The organism is Nocardioides sp. Z30_9 (assembly GCF_058215735.1).
Map to the genome: position 1 here is coordinate 803,470 of NZ_JBZAJF010000002.1, position 25,388 is coordinate 828,857.

The following is a 25,388-nucleotide window of genomic DNA, read 5'->3' on the forward strand; positions in this document are numbered from 1 at the left end:
CCCGCACCGAGCGCGGGTCCATGGCCGTCGAGGTCGTCGTCCTCATCCCGGTGATGTTCATGTTCACGCTCTTCGTGGTCGCGGGCGGCCGCTACGTGAGCGCCCGCGCCGATGCCGACGCCACCGCCCGTGACGCTGCCCGCGCCGCCTCGCAGAGCCACACCCGGGCCGAGGCCGGCGACGCCGTACGCAACGCGATCGCCCAGGGCCTGCGCTCCACGCGCAACTGCCAGCCCACCGGCCTGACCGGCAACTTCGAGTCCGGCGGCACCGCGATCGTGCAGCTGAACTGCCAGGTCAGCTACGCCGACCTGGGGCTCCTCGGCCTCCCCGGCTCCTTGGCCGTCACCGCCGAGGGCCACGCCCCCATCGACACCTACCGGAGCACCCGATGACGGCCCCATCCCGCCTCCGCGTCCCGGGGTTTCGACTGTCCACTCGCGGCGGCGTCCGCCTCACGGGGTCTCGACTGTCCACTCGCTTCGCTCGCTGCTCGACCGCCTATCGCCCTAGGTGGTCGAGCAGCGAACGGAGTGAGCGGTCAGTCGAGACCACTCCGGCGACCCGGAAGCCCCGGCGACCCAGGTCCGAGCGCGGGTCCGCCACCGTCTTCATGATCGGCTTCACGATGGTGATGTTCCTGTGCGCCGGCCTCGTCATCGACGGGGGCCTGGCGATCAACAAGCGGATGCGGATCGCCGACGACGCCGAGCAGGCCGCCCGGATCGGGGCGGACAGCATCGACGTGAACGAGTTCCGGCGTACCGAGAAGCTGGTGATCGACGAGCAGCTGGCGCAGCAGCGGATGGCCGGCTACATGGCCGACCTCGGCTACACCGGCGGCAAGTGGACCGGCAGCGTGCGTAACGGCGAGGTCACCGTGACCGTGAACGACACCAGCAAGACCTTCATCCTCCAGCTGTTCGGAATCCCGTTCCCGGTGCGAGCCGAGGCCGTGGCGGTTCCGGACACTGGCCAGCAGGCACCGGTGCCCTGATGGACTGCTCCAGCTCGGCGAGAGAACCAGGAAACCCATGAGCAACCAGATCACTCCGGACCAGCCGCGTTCGACCGACCCCGCACGGTTCCAGCAGCCCGGCACCGCCGAGGAGAGCTCCGGCGGCAGCCGGGCACTCTCCGCGCTGGCGCTGCTCGCGCTCGTCATCGGGATCCCGGTCGCGCTGTGGCTGCTCGCCGGCGCCGACCCGTTCCCCACCTCGATCCCCGACAAGGAGACGCTGACCGGGCAGCTGAGCTTCACCACGCTGCTCAACGTGCTGCTGTTCGTGGTCTGGGTGGCCTGGGTGTTCTTCGTGGTCTGCGTGGCCGTGGAGGTCGCAGCCGCCCGGCGCGGGGGACTGGCCCAGCCGGTACCGCTCGGCGGGCCGCTGCAGAAGCTCGCCCGAGCGCTGGTGGGTGCGCTCCTGCTGGCCGAGGTGATCTCCGGTGGCGCCGCCTCCGCGACGGTCACCCCCGAGCACTCCGGGCCCGAGGTGGTCGCGGCCGCCGTACAGCAGGAGGCCGCCGACCAGGCGGTCGACCGGGCCGAGCAGACCCGGGCCGAGCGTCGCGCCGCCCACGAGATCACCGACCAGGAGCACCTGCTGGGCCACAAGGTCTACACGGTCAAGGCGCCGAAGGACGGCTACCACGACAACCTCTGGGACATCGCGGAGCGACACCTCGGCGACGGCCGTCGCTACACGGAGATCTACGAGCTCAACAAGTCGCTGAACCAGCCCGACGGGCGCAAGCTCCAGCTGGCGCGGTTGATCCAGCCCGGCTGGAACATGGTGATGCCCGAGGACGCCGTCGGTGTGGACCGGATGGTCGAGGCGCCCCAGGCAGCCCTGCCGCCGGCCGCCCCGACGCAGACGGCTCCGGACCCCGGCGCCGACATGGTCGGCGAGCAGGGCGTCCAGGAGATGCCGGGGGGCCTGATCGGCATCGGCCTGCTGGCGGCGACCGCGCTGGGTGCCCTCGCGTTCGCGCGGCGCCGGCGGATCGGCGCTGCCTCGGGCGCGGAGGACGTCGAGGTCGCGCTGCGTGGCGCGGCCACCCCGACGCGGGCGGCGTTCCTGGACCGGGCGCTGCGCGACCTGATGGCCGCGTGCCGTGAGGGTGGCGCACCGCTGCCCTCGGCGTACGCCGTGACGCTCGACGACTCGACGGTGACGCTGAAGCTCGCCCCGCCCTCGCCGAGCCCGGTCGGGGAGTGGCACACCTCCGACGACGGCGTGACCTGGGTGCGCGACCACTTCGAGGCGGACGCCGAGCTGGACGGCGAGGCGTCGCCGTACCCCGCGCTGGTCAGCCTCGGTGTCGACGACGACGGCCGGGACGTCCTGGTCGACCTCGAGGCCGCCGGGGGACTGGTCGCCATCGACGGCGACCCGAACATCGCCAGCGAGGTCGCAGCCGCGATCGCGCTGCAGAGCGGTACCGCGACCTGGGCCACCGACATCCGCGTCACCGCCACCGGTCTCCCCGCTGGGCTCAGCGGCGTCGGCGACGAGCGGATCCGCGTCGTCACCGACCTCGCCCCCGAGATCGACACCCTGGAGCAGGGCCTGGAGACCCTCCGCGCCGACGTGCTCACCGGGCGGGTCGGCCGCCGCTCCGCGATGACCTCCCAGCTCGTCGTGGTCGGCCACCTCGACGACGACCAGCTCGCCGAGCGGCTGGTGGGCCTGACCGGTCCGGAGCGGCAGTCGCTTTCCGTCGTACTCGCGGGCGGGCACCGGGCCGCACGCTGGACCCTGCGGGTCGACAGCAGCGGTCACCTGCGTCTTGACGAGCTCGGCATCACCGTCACCGCCAACCGCATCGGCCACGAGCAGGTCGAGGGGATCGCAGAGCTGTTCGAGGCCGCCCGCCGGCCCGACAGCCCCGACGACGGAGGACTGGTCAGCATCCCCGCGCCGCTGCGCCAGGTCGACGACGCGGCCTGGACGACCGCTCCCCGCCGGGTCGGGGTGCTCGGCGCGATCGCCGTCACCGGCGTCGACCGGGCCGATTTGGCGCGCGCCGACCAGCTCGTCGAGCTGGTCACCTATCTCGCGCTGCACCCCGAGGGCGTGCACCCCAACGTCCTCGCCGGGGTGCTGTGGCCACGCGGGGTCACCCCCGACGTCAGGAACGCCGCCGTCGAGCGTGCGCGGGCCTGGCTCGGTGACGACGTCAACGGGCACCACTACCTGCGCGAGGACGCCGAGGGCCGCCTTTCGCTGAGCGAGGCCGTGGTGTGCGACTGGGACGCGGTGCGGTCGCTGTTCCTGCGGGCACGTTCGGCCAGCTCGCGTCGCGACGAGGTCGAGCTGCTGCGTCGCGGTCTGCAGCTGATCCGCGGCGAGTCGTTCGCCGGTGTCCCCGACGGCCGTTTCGGCTGGGTCGCCCACGACGACCTCGAGCGCAGCATCCGACGGGTCGTGGTGGCCTCGGCGCACCGGCTCGTCGAGCTGCTCGGCGGCGACGACGACCCGAGCGGCGCCGGTTCCGCGGCTGAGGCGGGTCTGCGGGCCGACCCGGCCAACCAGCTCCTGTGGCGCGACCTGCTGCGTGCCCGTTACGCGAGCGACGGGCAGGCCGGCGTACGCCGCACGCTGGACGCCATGGGCACCCCGCTCGCCGGCATCCCGCTCGAGGCGGAGACCGAGGCCCTGGTGCAGGAGTACCTGCCGGAGCAGAGCTCGACCGGCTGAGCCCCACCCTGTGGGGTGGATCGCACGCACCAGGTGGCTGCGATCAACCCCACAGCCGGCACATCGGGCCGCACCGGGCCGCAGAGCCGGTCCACCCCCGCTGGCGCAGGAGCAGTCCGACCTGTGCCGCCGTCCAGCAGGGGCGCTCGAAGACCTGCCCGTAGGAGATCCGCGCCGTGACCTCGCCGCCGGCCAGCGCCTCGAGGTCGCGGTCGAGGTCGCGGTCCCTCGCGCCGGTGGAGTCGTGGAACAGCCGCCCGTCGAGCTCGACGTGCATCGGCTGGGCGTAGGAGACGTCGCGGTAGATGCGGCCGGTCCGCCCCAGGCCCGCCGACTGCCGTCGACCGCGGGGCAGGCGGTGCGGCCGCTCGACCCGGTTGAGATAGCCGTGCTCGAGCACCGAGCAGGTGCCCTCGTCCACGTCGCGCAGCACCCCGGCCAGCCAGTCGCGACGGGGCACCCGCTGTCGAGTGGCGAGCGCGGCGAGCACGCGGGCGGCCGTCGTACGCCGCGACGAGACGACCTGGGCCAGCGCCGCGATCGCAGCCAGCTCGTCACCGGCCCCTGCAGCGACGTCGATGACGGCGTGCTCGCAGCGTACCGGTGGCGGGTTGAGGTTCCACTGCACCTGATGGCCGAACCCGCGCCGGCGATGGATCCGAACTCCCGCAGGTTCGACCAGGCGTCGACCGTGCTCCACCACGACGTGGATCGGCGAGTCGCTGTCGCGCACACCGTGTCTTCCCGGGCCGTCACCGGCTCGCAGCGAGGTGGAGCCGCTCAGCGCGGCCGGCCAGGAGAACGGCACCGCCGCCCAGGCCCGCTGCAACCAGGTCAGCTCGCCGGTGTGGTCGACGTAGACGCCCTCGAACACCGCCACCCACTCCCGCCGGCGCAGCATCCGCGCGATCTGGTGGTCGGCCCAGCCGCGGGCGACCAGCTGCCGGCGCGCGACCACGCCTGCCTGCAGGTCGAGCAGCTCGTCCACGGTGGGGCCCATCGCAGGATCGTGACCGCCCGGACTCCGCTCGGCCACCACCTCCACCGCGGCTGTGGAGAACCCTGTGGGGTGGTTCTCGCGTACCCAGCGGAGGCGATCCACCCCATTGCCGCCAAGCGGGGATTGGCCCGATGAGAGACACTGGGGCAGTGACTGACCCGACTGCCCCGACCCCCGGCCCGCTTCCCAGCCCCCTGCTCGACCTGCCCGGAGCGGTCAGCGGCGACGGGATCGATGCACCGGTGGCCGCGCACTACGGATCGTTCAACCGCGAGCAGCGCGCCCTGGTCAGCGGCGAGGGGTTCGTGGACCTCTCGCACCGCGGCGTGATCCGGGTCAGTGGCCCCGACCGGCTCACCTACCTGCACTCACTGACCACCCAGCACCTCGAGCACCTCCAGCCCGGCGTGCCGACCGCCGCGCTGGTGCTCTCGCCCAACGGGCACGTGGAGCACGCGATGTACGGCGTCGACGACGGCGAGGCGTTCACCGCCCACGTCGAGCCGGGCGAGGCCGGCCCGCTCGCGGCGTTCCTGGACCGGATGCGGTTCATGATGCGCGTCGAGGTCGCCGACGTCACCGAGGACCTCGCCGTCGCCTGGCGTCCCGTGGCATCGGCAGGCTCGACGGGCGCCGCGGAGCCCGCCGGACCCTCCGGCAAGTACGACGTCTTCGCGCGCTCGGAGCTCAAGGCGTACGCCGAGGCGGCCGGCCCCGCCGCAGGGATGTGGGCGTTCGAGGCACTGCGGATCGCCCGCGGCGAACCCCGCTTCGGCCAGGACACCGACCACCGCACCATCCCCAACGAGGTGGGCTGGATCCCGTCCGCCGTACACCTCGACAAGGGTTGCTACCGCGGGCAGGAGACCGTCGCCCGGGTGCACACCCTGGGACGCCCGCCCCGCCGGCTGACCCTGCTGCACCTCGACGGCTCCGACAACCGCCTCCCCAAGCGCGGTGCTCCCGTGCGGCTCTCGACCGGCTCGGCCGACGGCGTCGGCAAGGAGGTCGGCTTCGTCGGCAGCTCCGCCCGCCACCACGAGCTCGGCCCGATCGCCCTGGCAATGATCAAGCGCAACGTCCCCGTCGACGCCGAGCTCGACGCCGACGGCCTCCCGGCCATGCAGGAGGTCGTGGTCGACCCCGAGGTGGGCCTGCACGTCCGTCCGCTGCGCTAGGTGTACCTCGTGCTTGCCATGGGCCGACGCTTCAGCCATGAGCGGTCGGTCGCTGGTAGCTGGTCCGCCGGATCCACAGCAGGTCGGGCGTATCGACGCCACGATTTGGCGGGCATGACGTTCGTGAATGGGGCCCGCCTATTGGAACCTCGATGACGCGCAAGGTTCCCCACCGCCTAGAAGGAACACGTCGCACCTCATTATCTGATCAATCACAAGTATGCTCCTGGCGTGTCAGTGATTCTGGGAGTGCACCCCAACGTTGAGATGTATGGCAGCGACCGCATGTTCGTGCAGAGCATGCGTGTCTTGCAGGCAGCTGGTTCTGCCAAAGCCGTCTTGCCTGGCCAGGGACCAATTTGTGAGGCCCTTTCCGCAGAGGGTATCGAATTCGCGACTCTGCCCTTTCCTGTCCTCAGAAAGGTCGAACTCAGAGGAATTCGTAAGGTTACCTTTCTCCTCCGTTTGGTCAAGTACCTCCTTCTGTGTTCCCGTCTTCTTGTGCGAACGAGAGCGGACCTCGTCTACGTCAGCACGATTGTGTGTCCCGTCTGGATAGTGGCGGCGCGCCTGGTGCGCAAAAAGACGGTATGCCATGTTCATGAGAATGAGCCCGAACTAGGAATTGGAAAGCGTCGTATTCTCTTGTTCCAACTGTGCCTCGCTCATAGAATCCTGGTCAACTCCGAGGCAACCCGCGATTGGGTTGTGCAGGCATTTCCCGCAGTTTCTACGAAGACCTACGTTCTCCACAATGGCGTGCAGTCCCCCGATGGAGGGGATATCGATAGGCCGGATTGCCGCTACCACCTTGTGGTCGTTGGTAGGTTGGCTGAACGAAAAGGGCAAGACATCGCCCTACGCGCTGTTGCACCGTTGGTCCGTAACGGATTCGATATACACCTGACATTTGTGGGCGAGGTCTACCCTGGCTACGAGGATTTCTATCGCAAATTGCTTGACATAGCACAGGGAGAGGGCCTGAGCCAGCGAGTCCTATTTGCAGGTTTTCAAAACCCAGCTGGTTACTTGCGCTCAGCTGACTTGGTCCTCGTTCCGTCACGGATTGAGCCCTTCGGAAATGTCGCCGTCGAGGCGCAACTCTTGCAGCGAGCCGTGATAGCCAGCAGTGCTCAGGGCCTGCGAGAGATAATCCATGACGGCGTTACGGGTCTGCTTGTCGAGCCCGGGAACGCCCAAGCCCTTGGAAAGGCGATTCAGAGATGCCTAGCAGATGGGGAGTTCACGGCTGGACTTGCTGCCAAGGCGTATGAGTCAGCAAGCTCGCTGTTCTCGTTGAATTCCTACGAGCGCCGGCTAACTGCGCTCACTGTGGACCTGCTTTAGACCCGACCGTCTAATGGACAGTCGCGGTACGCGTCCTGATGATTGCACTGCAGAGTCAGACAGACCCAAGGCCATGCCAGTTAATAGCCGCTCGTAGTCATCGGTGACCTGATTCCAATTATAGGCATCGGATACGTGGTCCTTACCCCGAGTCCCCCGCTCGACTGCCTTGATTGGATCTAGCTCGTCGGCCTCAATCGCCGCAGCGACCGCTGAAGGACCGCTGAAGAACCGTGCATGTCCAGCAGTGACTTCACGGTTGAAGTCCACGTCGAAGGCCGTTACCGGGGCAGATGATCCCATGGCGCGGAGAAGGGAAGGGTTAGTTCCGCCAACCGAGTGGCCGTGAAGATAACTCAATGGATTGCCGTAAAGTTGATTTAGAAGATCTTGGTCCCAGACCGAACCGATGAAACGGACGTCTCTTGCCCCAGCGAGGGATTTGACCCGCTCGAAGTGAGCGCCGCCATATGGCGTAGATCCGACCACTACGAGCGGAAGCTTAGCGGCACTCCTGGCGTAACCCTCGACTATGACGTCTACGTGATTCTCCGGCTCTATTCTGGCCACGACCAAGTGATATCCCAAAGGCTCGACGCCAAGCTCGGTCAACCTGTCAGAGTTGGGCCTTATTAGCGGCGCGCCGTACGGAATGAAGACACTCTGCCGATCGTAGGTTCGGTACAGGTAATTTGCGATCCCCTGAGCGTCCGCGATGAGCGGGAGGCCCGACCGCACCGCAGAGCGTTCGGCCCTGCGATAGTACCGAGCTCCGGCGCCAGCCCACTTGGCCCGTTTCCATTCCAGGCCGTCCATGTGAACAGCAGTGGGCACACCAGCCATCTTGAGCACCCGAATCAACGGAGCATTCCCAGCATTGAACAAGACGGCTGCGTCCGGCCTGTCCTTGGCGGCGTGGGCAACGGACAGTGCAGTGTGCGAGAGGGTCTCCAGCGAACGCCGTCGCAATGCCGGAAGGTTGACCAAGCGCATTCCCAGATGCTCAGTCAACTCCTGGTCTAGGTTGCGACAGTACACAGTCACCCGGTGCCCGCGCTGCACCAACCGAGCCCCGACCTCTTCAATCGCGGTCTCGAAGCCCCCGTACTGAGCCGGCACACCTCTCGTTCCGATCATGGAAAAATGCACCGCGGTTCCCCAATCGCCATTGGCGGCTCAGTTAATCGCACGATGCTAACCAACGATGTCCAGTATCATGAACTGATACGACCAAGGGGTGAGAACAGGCTGAGTAATGAGACTGCCCACACCTATCCGTTCTCGATAAATGGACGTAGTAGCGTCCGTTACGAGAGGGTTGCCCGCTTCTGATTATTCCCCTTTGCCGTATCGCAACCCTCGCCCTTAAGTAAAATTCCCTACCACTCCGCGGAAAAGAAAATCTTTCAAATGTCCAGCAGAAGAGCTTCACGGCGAATCGCGCACCTTTCGGGGGCCGCTGCGGCGCAAGGGATAAGTTCAGCCGCGAACTTGTTCGTTTCCCTGATCGTGGCCTCTTCGCTCGGCGCCGGGTCGTTCGGACAGTTCTCGTTCGCTCTGACCGTCCTTTTCCTCCTGGTCGCCATGCAAACGGCATGGGTAGGAGACTCGCTCACGGTGCTGGACATGCAGGACAAGGACGTGCGCGCCGGCGTGCATGCCAGTCATTGGTTGCACTGCGTCCTGGGCCTGGCCGTGGCGCCAATTCTGGCGCTCCTCATGGGGCGCATGACCCTTTCATCAGCCCTCATGCTGGGCCTTCTGGTCGTTTGTTGGAATTGCGAAGAGTATGGGCGACGTGCCTTCATGGCCAGGCGACAGTTTGGTCGCCAAGGGGTCAATGATTTGCTCTTCTTGATCGCCAGTTGTAGTTTTCTCGTGGCGTGGAGGACTTTCGGAAGTCTGAGCCTGGACATTGTTTTTGGGGCCCTTTCGCTTGCGGCGATGCTGTCCTTTCTTTCTGCTCAACTCCAACTGGAGGTTGTGCTGCGACTAGGCTTCGGGAAGTCTCTCCTCAACCCTGCTGGTCTGCGTTGCGTAATGACGTTTGGTATTTGGCGATCTCTGCAGGCTGGGGCCGGATACGCTAGCCAGGTTGGGTTCCGATTCGTGGTAATCGCACTGGAGACGCTGTCGGCTCTGGGCTTCCTCGAGATGGCGAGGCTTGCCTCGGCCCCGATCTTTACGATCATCGCTGCCAGCTCGAACCTCCTTCTCCCTACCTTTGTGGCAAACAGGAGGGATGCTTATCCGGCCATCAGGTTGAGAGCGACAAGAGCCACACAGGCGCTTGTGGCTCTCTGGTTGATCTTTGCCGTCGCGACCGTTCTTGCTGCCCGGCCCATCTCGGATCGCGTGGGAGGCGCGCTTCACATTGATGAGAAATCCTTGTGTGCTTGGCTCGCTATCGCGTTGGTGATGGCGTTGACTGGGCCTTGGGGCGTGGCGGCGATCTTGGTCGTACCCAGTCGAACCATTTTTATGGTGAAGTTGTGGGGATCTCTGCTGGGCTTGGGGGTCGCTTCAGCTATCGTCTTCTTTGTGGGGTCCGAGTTGGCCCCAGTCGGGATCGCAGTGGGACTGGCAATTTCCGGTGCGGTGATTGCTCGGATGGCTCGTAAGGAGTCCCGATGGAAAGTGACACCCGACCAGGCGAGGGCCTCTTGAAACCGGTGTACACAACGGCACGTTGCCTGGTTACAGGGATTGCATGCGGGTGTCGAGCGGACCGCTTGCTTCCTGCTCGGAACAGGGAGTAGGGCCGTTCCATGCGCAAGAGATTTCGTTTGACCCCAAGGCGCGCCCCCTATGTGTGGCTCGTTGGTCCGGATGGCTGCGGTAAATCCGCAATCGCCGAGCACTTCCGCGACTCAGGCGACAGAGTCAATTATTGGCGCCCTTCGGTTCTACCGCTCCCTCGACAGCTGTTGGGGCGTGGCCGGCCGAAAGATGTGAACTCGGCACCTCACGATCGCATCGCGGACGCGAACTGGAAAGCGTTGGCACGACTGGCGTACTACGCGCTTGACTATCTGCTTGGGCATCTGCTGGTGATTATGCCTACGACTTTAGGAGGACGTCGCTACGTAATGGATCGATGTTGGGCGGACATGGCTGTCGATCCCACCAGATACGGGTTCCGAACCCCGGAGGCGGCTCTCAGGATGATGCGGATTGTGCCGCGACCTGACGTGTTGGTGGTTGTGGCGGTGAAGCCCGAAACTGCTCACGCACGAAAGCCCGAGTTGACCGTGGCAGAAATCTCTCGCCAGTATCGGGCTTGGGAGTCCCTGAATATTCCTAGAATAGAGAAGGTTTATGTGAGCAATGAGGGAAGTCTCGAGGAAACGTGCGATCAATTGGAACGAGTTCTGGCCCAGGTGGTCGCGAGATGACACCTCACGTCGTGATTTCGTGTTACGCCGCCGCACCGGGACAAGGTTCAGAGGAGGGGAGCGGATACAACTACTTGAGCTCCTTGGTGAGCCTGAAGCAATTCAAAATAACTGTCTTCACACGCCACAACAATATCCCCGACCTTCTCGACGACCCGCGTCTGGACGGGGTCGAGTTCGTTGGGTACGACGTGCCAAGGTGGATCTCTTTTTGGAAGCGCGGGTCCCGCGGCGTAATTCCGTACTACTACATGTGGCAGAGGGGAGTCGGAAAACGTATCGATCAGTATTGCGAGAAAAATAGGAACGTCGCGTCGGTCCATAACTACAACTTTCACACTGACTGGGCCCCGCATTTTATAAGAACAAAGCAGGCGCGGGTGCTCTGGGGTCCGATCTGCCATCAGCCGAGGTTGCCGGGCTTCTTTACCAGACCTTTCGGGTATCGCTCCACAGCCAAGGATCTGAGCAAATGGCTGGCCAAGCAGGTTTTCTGGAAGTTCGACCCGAATCTCAGGCGCGCGATTCGCGCTACCGACATCGTGTTTTACGCCAACGGGGATGTTGCTCCCCCCTTTCTGCGCTCAAGGCGCCTTGAGCAGCAAACGTTCGGTGGTGCAGGTTTCGCTGAGCCATCTGAGGGTCTCGCAGTGCGACGCTCTGGGCCGCTTCGCGCACTTCATCTCGGCCGCGTGGTGGAGATAAAGGGCGCTCATCTTGCGATCTCTGCATTTGAAGAATACTTGGCGGGCGGAGGCGACGGCGAACTCATCTTGGTAGGTGACGGTCCCTTGAGGGAGAACATGATGGCCTTTGCGGAAAGCGTGTGCGGCACAGAACGTATTAGCTTCGTGCGCCGGGTCGACTATACCGAGCTGAAGAACGTCTACGATGATGCGGACGTATTTCTTTACCCGAGTTTGGGAAATCAGGACACGGTCGTCGGTGAGGCGTTGGCCTCCGGCCTGCCGATCGCGTGCTTGGCAGGATCGGGCACCGCAACCATGGCCGGGGAGGCTGCACTAGCCGTCTCAAGTGGCTCGAGGGAGGAAGTCGTTCGTGGTCTCGCGCAGAAGCTCAGGCATGTGTCTTTGGCCCTGGACGGGGGCGGCTACGACGCCCTACGCAGTAGCGCGCTTGCCCGCTCCCAAGTCATCAGCTGGTCGAACACCGCGAGATCTATTGCAGGGTTCTATTCGGGTGAGCACCGGTGACCTTCCGCTGGGTTCGCTCGGCCAAGGGGGGAGCTAGGTACATTCATTGGGGTGATGCCCCCCCGTACGCTCTCTACACCTATCTTGACTACCTACCCGGAGCGCGCGGAACCGTCGAGCGTGCTTGGCTCCGCCGAGTTCCTAGGAGGCTTCTTAGGGCGCGTGGGCCGGGAGGTTCTAGTGAAGTGGGCGCTGTGGTCGCAAGTTTGCAAGAACTTGTGCGCGGCCCTTCGTCCGCCATGCTCCTTTGGACCGGTTACTACAAAAGCACCGTTCTGGTTGGCCCCGTCTTTAGTGCCGTATCTGGCCCGATGTTCGTCAAGTCATTCCGCTTGGAGGAACAGGCCGGAAGGGAGAGATCTAAAGCCGAGCGCGCGACGAAACTGCGAATCGAAGGTCGGCTGGACACGTTGGGCGCCACCGTGCTATCGAATCAAGTCGTTTGGTACCCCGTCGTCGCTGGCGGCAAGCCTCCCGGTCAGCGACTGGCGATGGACCTGGCGAGGCACATAGGCGTCAAGCAGCTAGACCAGCCGCATGACCTGGATGGGCATGAATGGGAGGTTCGAAGCGATGGCGCTGCCCCTGAGCTAGCTCGTCTGCGTGGTCAACCGGAGGGTTTTTGGCGTTCGCTGCTCTCCAGCGTGAGGCCCAGCGCCCTGCACCTCGCTCATGGTGATTTTACGTCGTATAACTTGCTTGCCGGGAATGCTGGTCGCCCACCGACCCTTATCGATTATGACGAGGTGGGCACTTACCCCCCATACTTCGACTTGGTCTACTGTGCGACCCACATTGCCAGCATGGCGGGCCGCCCCCCTAGTGTTGCAAAGTTGCGAGGTTTGCTGGCAGGCCCACTCGGTTCTTCTAAAGGTTTCGAGGAGATCACGGCCTCCGCAATTGCGTCAGCAGTGATTCGAGACACCGAAGCGCGCTTGCGCTACCCCGCGAACTCGTCCCGTTTGGAACGCACGATAGGCGCAAAGGCGAAAATACTGGAGGAACTGTGGGGAAGGTAGCGCGCACGTTCGCGAAAGCCCGGGAACTGACGGGCCGTGAGGCGATTTACGTCGACGAAGAGATACCGCCTTGGTGGTTTGTTGACAATGTGGCGCATCGGGCCATTCCACTTTTGCGCGGGGGGATCCGGACCCGCACAGCGCCCGTGTTCATTGGCCGCGGCACGAAGATTTCCGGGGCGTCACACATCTCTTGGGGCAAAGGCGTCAGCATCGGAAGGTGGAGCCGCATAGATGGCTACGCAAAGCAGTCGATCAGCTTCGGTGCCGGAAGTCGTCTGGGTGACTTCAGTAGCGTTATTGCGACCGGGCACGCCAGTCGCTTAGGTACGGGGTTCTGTTTGGGCGCGAACAGCGGCTTTGGAGATTACTGTCATGTTGGGGCCTCGGGGGGAGTCGTGGTCGGTGATGATGTCCTTGGTGGTAGCTATGTTTCATTCCACTCTCAGAACCATAATTTCGAAAATCCCGAAGTGCTCATCAGAGATCAAGGAGTGACAGAAAATGGAATCTCAGTTGGGGACAACTGCTGGATCGGTGCGAAAGTAACGTTCCTTGATGACACCGTAGTTGGTGCAGGATCCGTTGTGGCTGCGGGAGCTGTAGTCAAAGGCCATTTCCCGGCGGGAGTGGTCATAGGTGGGGTGCCAGCAAGGATCATCAAAGCGGTGCAGGCTTGACCGCTGCATCTCTGACTCGCACCCGACACTCAGCCAGGTAGAAGCGCGCCGTACTCACGGCGAAGCCTGTTGGCTGAGTACGCACGTGCTGGCGTAGAATCATTCTACGGAGAGTACGTTGGTGGCTTGCCGCGATTTCCAATGTGTCGAACAGGGGAATGCAGGCGCTGCTGAAGCTTTCCACGAGCACCCGGTGAAGTTCCTTGGCATCCTCTGACCGCGCCGTCTGCCAGACCAAGTCGTAACGCGGATTGTAGCTACCGTGAGCCAGTATGGGGTAGACGCAGCTAGCGGTGGCTTGGTGCGCCGGACATGTCTCAGGCAAGGGCCACCCCGTGTCAACAGAGAAGTCGGCCATTTGTTGGTAGTTCACCAGCGTGTTGCCTCGCCATTGCAGGTTTGGCAACAAGTCAATGGCTCCCCATCCATAGCGAAATGAAGTCACGTATGACCGCCGCGTGACGTGCGCAGGTCTGCCCATGTGCCGGACGAGCGATCTCTCTGCTGTCACCGGATCTGGGACTGCGAGGTCCCAGTCGCCGCCGCGCGCCAAATTGGCCCACAAGTCGGGGTTCTTGACCACGATGGCACCGAGGTTGCGCAGCTCCCCCAGGAGCGCCTGCAATCGGGAGTGATCATCCATTCGGATCGCAGGCCTCTTCATATAGGGTCCGGTACCGTGGCGCCAGTTCTCGGGCCGAGAAGCTTTGCGAAAAGGTCCTCAGGCGCTCTCCCATGGCAACCCGGTCGCATTCGTTCATGCTTAGGGCCGTAGTTAGGGCGCCGACTATGCCGGCAACGTCACTTCCAGCAGAAACTCCACCTGCACTTTCGTGTATTAGTGGAAGCAAGTTTGTTCCTCTAGTGGCAATGAGGGGCACACCCAATTGTGCAGCTTCTAACATGGCAAGCGGCAGTCCCTCGCGCCTAGACGTGTGGATAAACCAGGATGCGTCTGCCAAGAGGGCTCGCTTGCCCGCACCCCAAGCAGGTCCAGCGAGGTGAGTTCGATCACCGATCCCTAGGCTTTTCGCCATGCTCTCCAGTTCCCGATGTGAACCACCCTGATCCGGCCCAGCTAGGACAAGCGTTCGACTCGGGAAAATGTGACTTACCTCTGCCCACGCACGCAACAGCAGATCGAGCCCCTTGTGTGGGATATCGAGTCGCCCAAGGAAAACGATTGGGGCGTCGGGACGTCGCCCGATTTGGGGCGCGGCGTAAGCCAGGTCGGGCAATGGAACGGGCAGGACGCGTGTGCGCGCTGCTGGCTCAAGTCGGTTCACCTGTAGCGCCTCTTCCGAGGTGAGCGCTTGGACACTTGCGGCGGCCGCTAATAGATCCCGTTCATGAAATCGAATCCAGAGGTTCTTGAAGATCGCTCGGTTTCCTTGCAGGACGAGTTCGTGGTAGCCGCCATGAGGCGTACAGACAAAGGGGGTGTTCAGACGGGGGACCCATACGTGCTCCGGTTGGAACACCGAGTGAAGGTGTATGACGTCGACCTTGGAGGCAAGGTCAGTCAACAAACTCCAAGATGCCTTGGTGGGCCACCTGAGGTGCGACGAAAGCCTGCCGGGGACTGAGTGAACTGGGAGGCGAAATACGGGAGTGTCGTCAACGGCATACTCGGTTACTGCGGTGGCCGTAGCCGAGGTATGCCACACCTCGACGCTTGCTCCCCATGAGCGCGCAAGCGATGACATTCGCGTGACTGCTTGGTGCACGCCGTTCGGACTGTCAGCCCCAATATTGCCTACGTGTGCGATGCGCATAGCGTGTACGGGGATTAGGCCCCTCAGCCTCTCTCGAATCGCGGGCAAGATTTCCTCTGAGAAGTATGTCCTTGTTCGCGTCCTAGAGGAAATCCGCTCCTGGTCGCTGGACCAAGCCAAAGATCTGCCGTTCGCCCGATCACAAGCCGCCGTGCTCGAGGGGAGCCTCCGATGCCCTGTGCGTAGGTGCGACTTTTCCCCGACCTGCGACGGGCGGGGTGGTTCGCGACTCTGCGACATGGTCCGCTGGCACGGCTAGGCCTCAAAGACGCCTGAAATCGGGGTTTGTCCCCACAAGTGCCGCGTAACAGTCATAATGGACACGTAACCGCCCGATCCTGAGGACCTCCGCGATGGCAATCATCAGCCTTAAGAGACGTAAGCGCCGTAAGGCGCGCAAGCGGCGCCGGCGTTTCCTCGTCAGAAAGCGACGGGTTGTCCGGCGGAAGGCCGTGAAGGCAGCGAAGGCAGTGAAGGTGCGTCCCGCGCCGGTTGCCGCGCCCAAACCAAGAGTTCCGACTCCGAAGCCAACCGCGACGAAACCTCCGGCACCTGCCGGGGGCAAACCATCCCCGACCAGTGGGGGTGTCCCCCTGAGGGCCACGTCGAGGGAGTTGCTGTTCCTAAATAGGTTCGGGACTGGTTTTACCCAACCTGCTCTCGCTGAGATGCGCGCCCTTGGCTCTCCGGAGGCATGGTTTGAGAAGCAGTTGCGTCCCGACTCAGTCATGGAAACCTCCAAGATCGCCGCTGTCGACTCCTGGTTTGCGTCTCTGCGCGAAACGCCCGCCGAGAAATTCTCGAAGAACCGGGCAGGGATCAAATCGGGCGGGGCGTATGCGAATGACTTGGCAAACTGGAGCATCTTGAGGCGGGTCTATTCGAAGCGAAGCGTCTTGGAGACTATGGTTGACTTCTGGTCAACTAATCTCCACATCCTCGGTGGTCACGATAAGGCGTTTGTTTACCGGTTCGATTATGATGCCACGATTCGCCGGTTAGCCTTCGGGCGGTTCGAAGATATTCTCACGTCGTGCTCGCTCCACCCGGCGATGCGGGTCTACCTTGATAACTGGCTGTCAGCGGTGGGCAGGCCCAACCAGAATCAGGGGCGCGAGCTCCTTGAGGTTCACTCGGTTGGTGTGGGAGCAAATTTCACCGAAGACATGGTTAAGGCGTCCGCGATTGCCCTCTCTGGGTATACGGTCGATTGGGGCGCAAGTTTCGCTGCGAAATATGACCCCGGGAGGCACACGACGGGGCCCCTCCGGATCCTGGACTTCACCCATGCAAATTCGTCGCGAGACGGTCAAGAGGTTGCGCTAGCGTATTTGGGGTACCTAGCAAAGCATCCATCGACAGCGCGGAATTTGGCGACTAAGTTCGCTCAATACTTTGTTTCGGATAACCCCTCGGAGGCTCTTGTAGCCCGCTTGGCCGCGGTGTATCTCAAGTCTGGGACTGACGTAAGCGCCGTTCTGCGGGCAATAGCAGCGGATCCGGAGTTCCTGACGTCGTCTGGCCAAAAGGTGCGAACCCCAATCGACGACCTTGTGGCCACGGCCAGAGTGCTCAATGTTGATGTCGAGCCCCCAGGTTCGAAGCCAGCCGGCATGTATGCAGCCACGGCCAACTATGTCCACGGGGGTGTACCACTGTTCTCTTGGCCGCGCCCTGATGGCCCGCCCGTCACAGGAAGGCCATGGTCATCGGCTTCAAGGGTCTTCACGTCATACAAGATGCACTCGGATCAGGCGGGGGGGTGGTGGCCCAAGGGGGCGACTTACATGCCTCCGCAGGCTTGGTTCCCGGCAGCGACCGTGAGTTTTGGCGCGTTGGTTGACCACATGTCCCTGATGCTGCTCGGGCGTTCAAGTGACAGCCGTCTGCTCGCGAGCGCCTCTCAGTCCATCGGGATTGCTCCGGCCGCCGTGATCAATGCCCAGCATCAACTTGCATGGTCACCGTGGTTGATGGCGAAGCTGCTTGTGACGTTCCTGGACTCGCCGGAACACATGGTGACCTGAGGTCACGCCATGTCGCGAGCTGGCGTGACGAGTTACGAATGTGAAAAAACCTGGTTCCCCTAACCCATTGATTCTCGTCGGAGGTCGTTTCTGATGTACCCAAGGTCTTCCAGCGCCGCCCCTGAAGAGAATACGTGTTGTGAGGGGCCAGTTGGGACGAGGTTGTCCCGACGTTCTCTGTTGCAAGGTGCCGCGGGAATCGGGGGTGCCGCCGCTGTATCTCAGCTCTTTGGTGAGTCAGTAATGCAGGCATCATTTGCGGGCGAGGTTGGGGGGAACACGCTGGTGGTGGTCTCACTACGCGGAGGCATTGATGGGATGGGAGTGGTGGTGCCGCACGGGGATCCGGTGTACTACAAGGCGCGACCCACAACGGCTGTTCCGGCCGCATCGCTTGTTTGCTCGGATCCGACGTTCGGTCTCCACCCTGCCTTATCCCCGTTGGAAAAGTTATGGAAAGCTGGCGAATTGGCTGCCGTTCAGGCAACCGGCTTGCCTATGCCTAATCGTTCGCACTTCTCAGCGATGGAGGAAGTCGAGGACGCTAACCCGGGATCCTCGGTCCGCCAAGGCTGGATCAACCGAATGGTTGGGATGGGGACATCCCGAGGCATCTTAGAGGCGGTCCAGCTCGGCGTAAGCACCCCTAGCACGGCAATGATGGGGGACAAGCCGTTGCTGGCCACCACCGATCTATCCGGATTGCAAGTTGCTGGGCTCGATAGTTACGCGACCCATCGGTACGCGTCGCTCCAAAACTTGTGGCGGAATGCCACAGGGCCACTGTCCGATGGCGCGGCGGAGGCGCTCGCCATCTCACAGGGGCCAGGCACATATTTGAACACCCTGCCCGCAGCGAAGGGTTACCCAGACTCGTGGAACGCCGGGCCATTTGCCAAGCCGCTCCAAGCTGCCGCGCGCTTGATCAAGGGGGGCTTCGGCACAGACGTTGTGGCAATAGACGCTGGTTCATGGGATCTTCACGTTGGGTATGGCACGGTGAAATCGGGCCCGATGCAAAGCGGGCTTGACGGCATGGCCGCCGCCATCGCGGCGTTCATGGACGATTTAGGCGAGTTCAGGAATCGGGTTACTTTGGTCACCATCTCTGAGTTCGGGCGACAGGTCGCCGAGAATGGGAGTCAAGGCTTCGACCATGGGTGGGGGAACATGATGCTTGTGGCGGGTGCAGGGGTCAAGGGTGGAAAGTACTACGGATCATGGCCAGGACTGACACTTGATTCGGGAAACTCGGGCGAACTGGCGGTAACGACCGATTACAGGAATGTGCTCGGTGAGATAGTGAGCAGGCGATTTACTGATAGGCCGGTTTCGGAACTTTTCCCTGGCTTGCGATACCAGCCACTGGGGTTCATGCGGTAGGTGAAAGGTTAGTCGTGTACTCCTTGGTGCACGCCATCGCCATGCACGTCATAAGGGCGTACCACCCAATTCCAAAGCCGGACATGTTTCCCAGTGTGATCGAAAAGATTCCGATTGCGACGAAAAGGGAGACCGTGAGTGGCCTTCTGGGGCTGCTCAAATGAAGTGATGAACGGAGTAGGGCCGTCATTGCGACGAGCCAGAGGATGGCTCCTGGCCAGCCACTGTTGAGGAGTGCCTCAAAGAATGAGTTGTGCGCTTGACCAAGTTCAAGCATCGGTCCGAGGTGCCCGCGAAGGGACTCTGAGCCGAAGCGCATTGCCCCTGGGCCGTAGCCGAAGATCGGAGATCCGACGGCCGCTTCAACAATCCGGCCCCAAAGGTCGGTGCGCCCAGTCAGCGTCATCAAGTCAGTATTCCCAGTTTCGAACCAGGTTGAAGTTGCGGACGATTGCGATGCCACGATTGCTGTGGGGGCGAGCAGGCAAGCGAGAAGGAGTGTTCTCCGCAGCGGTGGAGCAGTGGTGTGATGGATCTTCCGTGCGTACGCCAGTGTTCCGGCCACGACGCCAGCGGGGACCGCTAAAGCCGCGGTCCTACCTACGGAAAGATACAGTGCGTAGGCTCCCAGAAGGACTAACGGGAGGACGGCCCAGCGCCCGAGTCGAGGAAGTGTCCCCCCCTGCCAAAGTCCTACCGCGAGCACAACCAGTAGGCCTGCGGACAATGCAAATGAATTGGCGATCAGCAGCCCTACGAGCCGTTGCTCTCCTTCGAAACCGACGTACGTTGGATTTCGAACTGCATACAACACGTGGGCCAGGCACGCCGCGACGAGGCCGCCGACCAACGCTATGGGATTCAGTCGTCGGCGAATACAAAGAACTGCTGCGAAAAAGGGAATCCCAGCTTGGATGACTCGCAGAACGGCCTGGATGGGGCTTTCGGAAACAAGCGTGCATACCAACTGCCAAGCGAGGTACGTGGCAAAGAGTCTGACCGGCAACTCCCAACCATCATCCACAACCGGGCGGGCAAGTGCGAACAGCATTCCCAGTAGCAGCACGCTCAGTGGCACTAATTTCATTGGCGAAAACGCACCGTCAGCACTGATCCCGGCTACGCGACCGGATTCTGCAGTGAATATGACCAGTGTCCAGCCGACTGCCATGACGGGGAGGCTCAGGCTGATATTTTGGTGCGCTGCGATAGCGCAGCCCAGTACCCCCCCAAGCAAAGCCATAGCAGCCACACCCGAGGATCCGAACCACTGGTTTGCCCAGAAGATTCCTGCCAGGGCAAGAAGGCCCGCGACTGCCATGTGCACCTGTCGCCCCATCGTGGCGACTTTACCTCAATCGGGTTGAGGGCTGGTCAGCCTTGTTCAAAGAGATTGGCGTGATTTCCGCGGACTGGAGGGATGATCACCGCCCTCATGCCACGAGGTTGGAAGCGGGACGCGAACCCTCAGAGGGCATTAGGGCTTACCTATCGACGTGTAGGTCGGTATGTCAAGCGGCGTCACGGAGCAGCGAACGCGAATGTTTTGTGCACGTGGATCAGGGGTTGAGGTGAGCCTTGTGGCTCCTCCGTTCAGTAGGCGCCGCGGGAGGTGAAGACGGCGCCGAAGGTGCGGGCGAGGATGAAGAGGTCTTGGAGCATGGACCAGTTGTCGACGTAGTAGAGGTCGAGGCGGATGGCTTCGGACCAGGAGAGCTCGGAGCGTCCGGAGACCTGCCACAGGCCGGTCATGCCGGGGCGCACTCGCAGGCGGCGGGCCATGTCGTCGTCGTACTGGGCGACTTCGTGGCGCAGCGGGGGTCGGGGTCCGACCAGGGACATGTCGCCGGTCAGGACGTTGATCAGCTGGGGGAGCTCGTCGAGGGAGAACCGGCGCAGCCATTTGCCCGGGGTGGTGATCCGGGGGTCGTGTTCCATCTTGAACAGTCCACCGGCGTAGCCCTGTTCTTGGTGGAGCTTGGCGAGGAGCTCTTCGGCGTTGGTGACCATGGTACGGAACTTCCAGCACTGGAACGCCGCGCCGTCGCGGCCCACGCGGGTCTGGCGGAACAGCACCGGGCCGTGGTCGTGGGCCCAGATCCGGTAGGCCGCGAACGCGAAGACCGGGGAGAACAGGGCGAGCAGGACCAAGGTGGCGGTGATGTCGAAGGTGCGCTTGGCGCGGCGGACCGCGGCCTGGGAGCGGGGCTTCTCCAGGTGGATCAACGGCAGGCCCCCGACCGGGCGCATGCTGATCCGCTCGGCCGAGACGTCGGTGACGCTGGGGGCCAGCACCACCGCGATGTCCTCGTGTTCGAGATCCCAGGCCAGGCGCCGCATCTGCGCGGAGGACCCGAACGCGCCACCGGCGAGGAAGACCACGTCGGCCTCGGCCTCGACCGCGACCTGCGCGATCGAGCGTGAGGTCCCCAGCAGCGGGATCCCCGAGTGGGTGCAGGCCCGCTCGCCGGGCTCGGGGGTCAGGGCGCCGATGACCTGGTAGCCCAGCCACTTCTCCCGGGCCAGGACCGCGGCGATCTCATCGACATGGCCCTCGGCGCCGGCGATCACCACCCGGTGCTGCAACGACCCCAGCACCCGGGCACGCTGCACGCTGCGGCGCAGCAGCAACCGGCCCGCCACCAGGACCGGGACCCCCAGGGCGAAGGCGAGCACGAAGAACCCGCGCGAGAGCTGGAACTGGACCAGGAAGCAGCCGATCCCGACCAGGGCCGCGGTGATCAGCGAGGCGTTGACCACCGCCTTGTACTCATCAAGACCCGCACCGAAGAACTGCGGGCGGTACCCGCCCAGGGCGAAGATCGCACCGACCCAGCCCACGATCATCAACGGACCCACCACCGCGAGGTCCTGGCCCATCACGACCTCATCGACCACGCTGGAGAACCGCAACGCCCCCCGGCCCACGATCGCGGCCAGCACACACAACGTGATCAGGACCAGGTCCATCCCGAACGCCAGCACCGGGATGTAGCGCAGCCCACCACGGACCCGCGACGCGACCCGCGTCGACTCAACGACAGAAATAACGGCCACTTCGAATCCCCCGATTTACACCGATAACTGGTGTGTTATCGGGAACAAACTTAAAGGGGATCGATCGTCTTGAAAGAATGCACTGTCCAGATCGGCCCAGCTGGGCTAGTCCACGGCGGCAGGGTCGATCGCCCGTGACGTGCCTCTGCTACGAGTCCGCACGACCCACGTTGGGGTGAGTCCGTCGTTGAGTCAGATCCCGGCCGTCTGTCGCTCGGCCTTCGGGTCGGCTGCGTAGCCATAGCCATAGCCGTAGCCGTAGCGCCCGGACCGCCCCGGCGGGATCATGTTGAAGATGACGCCGAGGGGGGCCGAACCCACCGAGGCGAGCCGGTCCACCGCACCGTTGAGCTGGTCCTTGGTGGTCTCGCCGTGACGGACGACGAGCACGGCTCCGTCGGTCTGGGAAGCGAGCACCGCGGCGTCGGTCACCGGCAGCAGCGGCGGGGCGTCGATGATGATCACCTCGTAGTGCTGCCGGGCCGATTCCAGCAGGTCCCGCATCGCGTTGGACTGCAGCATCTCGGCCGGGTTGGGTGGCAGCCGCCCGGCGGTGAGCACGTCGAGCCCCGTGGGAGCGTGCTTCTGGACGGTCTCCTCGAGGCTGCCCTTCCCGACGAGCGCCGTGGTCAGGCCCACGGTGGGCACCAGGCCGAGCATCGCGGCGACCTGCGGGCGCCTCAGGTCGCCGTCGACGAGCAGCACCCGCTGGCCACCGAGGGCCATCGCGATGGCCGCGTTGACCGCCGTCGTCGACTTGCCCTCGGCGGGCACCGAGCTGGTCACCACGAACGCCTTGCTGGGGTGGTCCACGTCGATGAAGGACAGGTTGGTGCGCAGCACCCGGAAGGCCTCGGCGCGCGGTGCGCTGGGGGGCAGGCTGCTGATCAGGGGGTGCTTCTGCACGTCGCTGTCGTAGGCGAGCGCCGAGAGCACCGGCGTCTGGCCGAGCGAGGGAACGTCCTCGATGCGCTTGACCGAGGTGTCGAGGATCTCGCGCAGGACGGCGAGGCCGAAGCCCAGCAGGAGCCCGAGGACCAGGCCCAGCCCCAGGTTGCGGACCGGGGAGGGGTAGACCGGCGAGTCGGGGAGCCGGGGGGTGTCCACCACGGTCGCCTTCAGCAGTGCGACCTTGCGGCCCGGCGGGGTCTCCAGCTCCTGGACGAACCCCTGGAGCTGCTCGACCACGCTGGCGTTGATGCTCTGCGCGCGCTCGGGGCTCGGGTCCTGCACGTCGATCTTGAGTACGACGGTCTCCGGCACCACCGAGGCGTTGATCTTGCCGGCGAGCGTCTCGGCGGACATCTTCAGGTCGAGGTCGTCGATCACCCTCTGGGAGAGCTCGAGACCGCTGACGAGGTCGGCGTACGAGCTCACCCGCTGCTCGGAGAACAGGCCGCCCTGGTAGGCGTCGTTCGAGTTGTTCGGCACCGTGGAGATGAACACCCGGGCCGTGGAGGAGTACTGGGGAGTGACCTGCGAGGTGACCAGTGCGGCCACCGCGACCGTTGCCACGAGGGAGCCGAGGATGAGCAGCCATCGGCGGCGCGCTACTCGGAGGTAGTCACGAAGTTCCATGGATGTGCTCCCGGTTGCAGGGGATGAGCATTACTCGTGGTCGGACAGCCGGATGAATCGCGCCAAGGCTAGAGCAAGCCCACCGGCCGCGGGCGAACTCGGATCAGTATGCCCCCGAGGAGCCGAACACTGCCTTGAACGTCCGCGCGAGGATGGTGAGGTCCTGGATCATCGACCAGTTGTCTACGTAGTAGAGGTCCAGCCTGATCGCCTCCTCCAGGGAGAGGTCAGACCTTCCGGAGACCTGCCACAAACCGGTCATGCCGGGACGGACGTGGAGGCGACGGGCCATCTTGTCGTCGTAGAGGTTGACCTCGTCCTGCACCTGGGGCCGGGGTCCGACCAGGCTCATGTCACCGCACAGCACGTTGACCAGCTGCGGCAGCTCGTCGATGGAGTAGCGGCGCAGCCAGCGCCCGGGGCCGGTGATCCGGGGATCGCCCTTGATCTTGGCGAACACGCCCTTCTCCGAGCCCTGTGCCGCGTGGATCTCGGCCAGCCGTGCCTCGGCGTCGATCACCATCGTGCGGAACTTCCAGCAGGGGAACGTGGTCTCGTCACGCCCGATCCGCGGCTGCTTGAACAGGATCGGCCCGCGGTCGTAGCGCCAGATCTCGAAGGCGGCGAACGCGATCACGGGGCAGAGCAGCACCAGTAGCGCCAGGGACCCGAGGACGTCGAAGGACCGCTTGGCCTTGCGGGCAGCAGCTTCGGCCCGCGGCTTCTCGAGGTGGAGCAGGGGCAGCCCGCCGACCGGGCGCACCTGCACCCGCTCCGGGGACACGTCGGTCAGGCTCGGGGCGACGACCACCTGGCAGTGCGAGTGCTCCAGGTCCCACGCCATCTGACGCAGCTCGGCTGCGGACTCGACGGCGCCTCCGGCGAAGAACACGACGTCGGCGTGCACCTCGTGGGCCAGGTCCGCGACTCCGGTGGGTGTTCCCAGGACGGGAACGCCGGCGGGGGTGTCGATGCTCGCGTTCGCCCCGGGGGTGAGGGCGCCGATCACGTCGTACCCGAGCCAGGTCTCCCGCCGCAGTACGGCAGCCACCTCGTCGACGTGGGCCTCGGACCCGACGATCAGCACACGGTGCAGCAGGCTGCCGCGGGTGCGGGCCCGCCTGATCAGGTTCCGCAGGAGGACACGACCGAGCAGTACCAGCGGGGGGCCGAGGAGTAGCGCCAGGACGTAGAAACCGCGCGAGAAGTCGATCCGCAGCACGAAGCAGATGATCGCGACCACCGCCCCGGTCAGGAAGCTCGCGTTCACGACTCGGCGGTACTCGTCGGTGCCCGCGCCGAGGACCTTGCTCTGGTAGCCACCCAGCAGCGCGATCATGCCGATCCACCCGATCGCGGCGAGCGGAGCACCCAGGCCGAGGTGATTGTGGAGCTGTACGGAGGAGGGGTCGGTCAGGGCGTCCAGGCTGCCCCTGCCGATTCCGGCGATGCCCAGGGTGACGGCGACGGCGACGAGGTCGATGCCGAAGGCCGCGTAGGGGAGCATCGCGACCGAGGAGGACGAGGACTGCTGCCCGAGCCGGCGCAGGTAGGTCTGCCGCGCGAACTCCTCGTCGGCGACGGTCATGCGCCGGCGGGGGAGGCGTAGTGCTGCGTTCACACCGGAACGTGCGGCAGACATGTCGAACAGCCCCCCTGGAGATGCACCGGTTGCCGGTAACCCTTGTTTGCTTCTCTTCGACTGGGACAACGCAGTGAACCTCCCGAGGTTATGGTGCATCCGCATGGTGGTCGTGGGCCGCTGTGAGGGTCGGTGGGTCCGAACTGCCCGATCCCGGTAGAGTCCCCGACGTGCATGGAAGTACCCATGCTCGGGACCTTCGCGAAGCCCACGACTCTATCGGCCGACAGTGCGGGTGTCACTGGTCGCGACCAAGGGTCCTCGCGACAAGCGTGTGATCTTCCTTACATGGCGAGCCCGTGGCGACGAGGAACGGGTAGGCCGCCGCCGCATGAGATGTCCGGTTCGGAGCCCGGAGCCCCGGGGCCCGGTGATACGTTCCTGCTCGCTGT

18 protein-coding genes are annotated in these 25,388 nt (G+C 64.0%); 11 read left to right on the forward strand and 7 right to left on the reverse strand.

Features of this window, described 5'->3' with window-relative positions; translation table 11 throughout:
• Window positions 1-20: 20 nt before the first annotated feature.
• Genes AC4BGB_RS14550 through AC4BGB_RS14560 form a run of 3 tightly spaced genes read left to right on the forward strand, consistent with a single transcriptional unit; the run spans window position 21 to window position 3,701 of the window.
• Complete coding sequence (locus AC4BGB_RS14550; RefSeq protein WP_490547595.1) at window positions 21-395, forward strand: TadE/TadG family type IV pilus assembly protein; 375 nt, start codon at window positions 21-23, stop codon at window positions 393-395.
• Entirely contained in the window at window positions 392-997 is a 606-nt protein-coding gene (locus tag AC4BGB_RS14555; protein WP_490547596.1) for a Tad domain-containing protein, read from the forward strand. Before AC4BGB_RS14550 ends, AC4BGB_RS14555 begins: the two co-directional genes overlap by 4 nt.
• A 37-nt stretch (window positions 998-1,034) precedes the next feature.
• Window positions 1,035-3,701, forward strand: a complete 2,667-nt coding sequence (locus AC4BGB_RS14560) for an AfsR/SARP family transcriptional regulator (RefSeq protein ID WP_490547597.1) — start codon at window positions 1,035-1,037, stop codon at window positions 3,699-3,701.
• A 43-nt stretch (window positions 3,702-3,744) separates the two neighbouring features.
• Here the strand turns inward: AC4BGB_RS14560 and AC4BGB_RS14565 are convergent, their stop codons facing one another.
• Complete coding sequence (locus AC4BGB_RS14565) at window positions 3,745-4,701, reverse strand: hypothetical protein (protein WP_490547598.1); 957 nt, start codon at window positions 4,699-4,701, stop codon at window positions 3,745-3,747.
• 149 nt (window positions 4,702-4,850) lie between these two features.
• Between AC4BGB_RS14565 and ygfZ the strand changes: the two genes are divergently transcribed.
• On the forward strand, window positions 4,851-5,879 hold the full coding sequence (ygfZ, locus tag AC4BGB_RS14570; protein WP_490547599.1) for a CAF17-like 4Fe-4S cluster assembly/insertion protein YgfZ: 1,029 nt from the start codon (window positions 4,851-4,853) through the stop codon (window positions 5,877-5,879).
• 231 nt (window positions 5,880-6,110) lie between these two features.
• Entirely contained in the window at window positions 6,111-7,226 is a 1,116-nt protein-coding gene (locus AC4BGB_RS14575; RefSeq protein ID WP_490547600.1) for a glycosyltransferase family 4 protein, read from the forward strand.
• Here the strand turns inward: AC4BGB_RS14575 and AC4BGB_RS14580 are convergent.
• On the reverse strand, window positions 7,197-8,363 hold the full coding sequence (locus AC4BGB_RS14580) for a DUF1972 domain-containing protein (RefSeq protein WP_490547601.1): 1,167 nt from the start codon (window positions 8,361-8,363) through the stop codon (window positions 7,197-7,199). The two genes, AC4BGB_RS14575 and AC4BGB_RS14580, sit on opposite strands and share 30 nt — an antisense overlap.
• A gap of 480 nt (window positions 8,364-8,843) precedes the next feature.
• Between AC4BGB_RS14580 and AC4BGB_RS14585 the strand changes: the two genes are divergently transcribed.
• From AC4BGB_RS14585 to AC4BGB_RS14600, 4 genes are all read left to right on the forward strand, one after another.
• Complete coding sequence (locus AC4BGB_RS14585) at window positions 8,844-9,893, forward strand: hypothetical protein (RefSeq protein ID WP_490547602.1); 1,050 nt, start codon at window positions 8,844-8,846, stop codon at window positions 9,891-9,893.
• An 814-nt stretch (window positions 9,894-10,707) separates the two neighbouring features.
• Entirely contained in the window at window positions 10,708-11,835 is a 1,128-nt protein-coding gene (locus tag AC4BGB_RS14590) for a glycosyltransferase family 4 protein (protein ID WP_490547603.1), read from the forward strand.
• 491 nt (window positions 11,836-12,326) lie between these two features.
• Window positions 12,327-12,854 (forward strand): phosphotransferase, encoded by a 528-nt coding sequence (locus AC4BGB_RS14595; RefSeq protein WP_490548446.1) that lies wholly within the window; start codon window positions 12,327-12,329, stop codon window positions 12,852-12,854.
• Entirely contained in the window at window positions 12,842-13,534 is a 693-nt protein-coding gene (locus AC4BGB_RS14600; protein ID WP_490547604.1) for an acyltransferase, read from the forward strand. Before AC4BGB_RS14595 ends, AC4BGB_RS14600 begins: the two co-directional genes overlap by 13 nt.
• Before the next feature lie 635 nt (window positions 13,535-14,169).
• Here AC4BGB_RS14600 and AC4BGB_RS14605 read toward each other — a convergent pair.
• Window positions 14,170-15,549 (reverse strand): glycosyltransferase, encoded by a 1,380-nt coding sequence (locus AC4BGB_RS14605; RefSeq protein ID WP_490547605.1) that lies wholly within the window; start codon window positions 15,547-15,549, stop codon window positions 14,170-14,172.
• Window positions 15,550-15,662: 113 nt separating this feature from the next.
• Here AC4BGB_RS14605 and AC4BGB_RS14610 point away from each other — a divergent pair, with 113 nt between their 5' ends.
• On the forward strand, window positions 15,663-17,336 hold the full coding sequence (locus AC4BGB_RS14610) for a DUF1800 domain-containing protein (RefSeq protein ID WP_490547606.1): 1,674 nt from the start codon (window positions 15,663-15,665) through the stop codon (window positions 17,334-17,336).
• Between the two features lie 498 nt (window positions 17,337-17,834).
• Window positions 17,835-18,719 (forward strand): DUF1501 domain-containing protein, encoded by an 885-nt coding sequence (locus AC4BGB_RS14615; RefSeq protein ID WP_490548447.1) that lies wholly within the window; start codon window positions 17,835-17,837, stop codon window positions 18,717-18,719.
• Here AC4BGB_RS14615 and AC4BGB_RS14620 read toward each other — a convergent pair.
• The 4 genes from AC4BGB_RS14620 to AC4BGB_RS14635 all read right to left on the reverse strand — a co-directional run bounded on the left by AC4BGB_RS14620 (window position 18,709) and on the right by AC4BGB_RS14635 (window position 24,996).
• Entirely contained in the window at window positions 18,709-20,058 is a 1,350-nt protein-coding gene (locus tag AC4BGB_RS14620) for an O-antigen ligase family protein (protein WP_490547607.1), read from the reverse strand. The two genes, AC4BGB_RS14615 and AC4BGB_RS14620, sit on opposite strands and share 11 nt — an antisense overlap.
• 254 nt (window positions 20,059-20,312) lie before the next feature.
• A complete protein-coding gene (locus tag AC4BGB_RS14625; RefSeq protein WP_490547608.1) occupies window positions 20,313-21,776 on the reverse strand; it encodes a sugar transferase in 1,464 nt (487 codons plus the stop codon).
• Between the two features lie 192 nt (window positions 21,777-21,968).
• Window positions 21,969-23,354, reverse strand: coding sequence for a tyrosine-protein kinase domain-containing protein (locus AC4BGB_RS14630; protein ID WP_490547609.1), 1,386 nt, complete (start codon window positions 23,352-23,354; stop codon window positions 21,969-21,971).
• Between the two features lie 103 nt (window positions 23,355-23,457).
• Window positions 23,458-24,996 carry a sugar transferase gene (locus AC4BGB_RS14635; RefSeq protein WP_490547610.1) on the reverse strand — a complete coding sequence of 513 codons (1,539 nt, stop codon included), beginning with the start codon at window positions 24,994-24,996 and terminating at the stop codon, window positions 23,458-23,460.
• Between the last annotated feature and the right edge of the window lie 392 nt (window positions 24,997-25,388).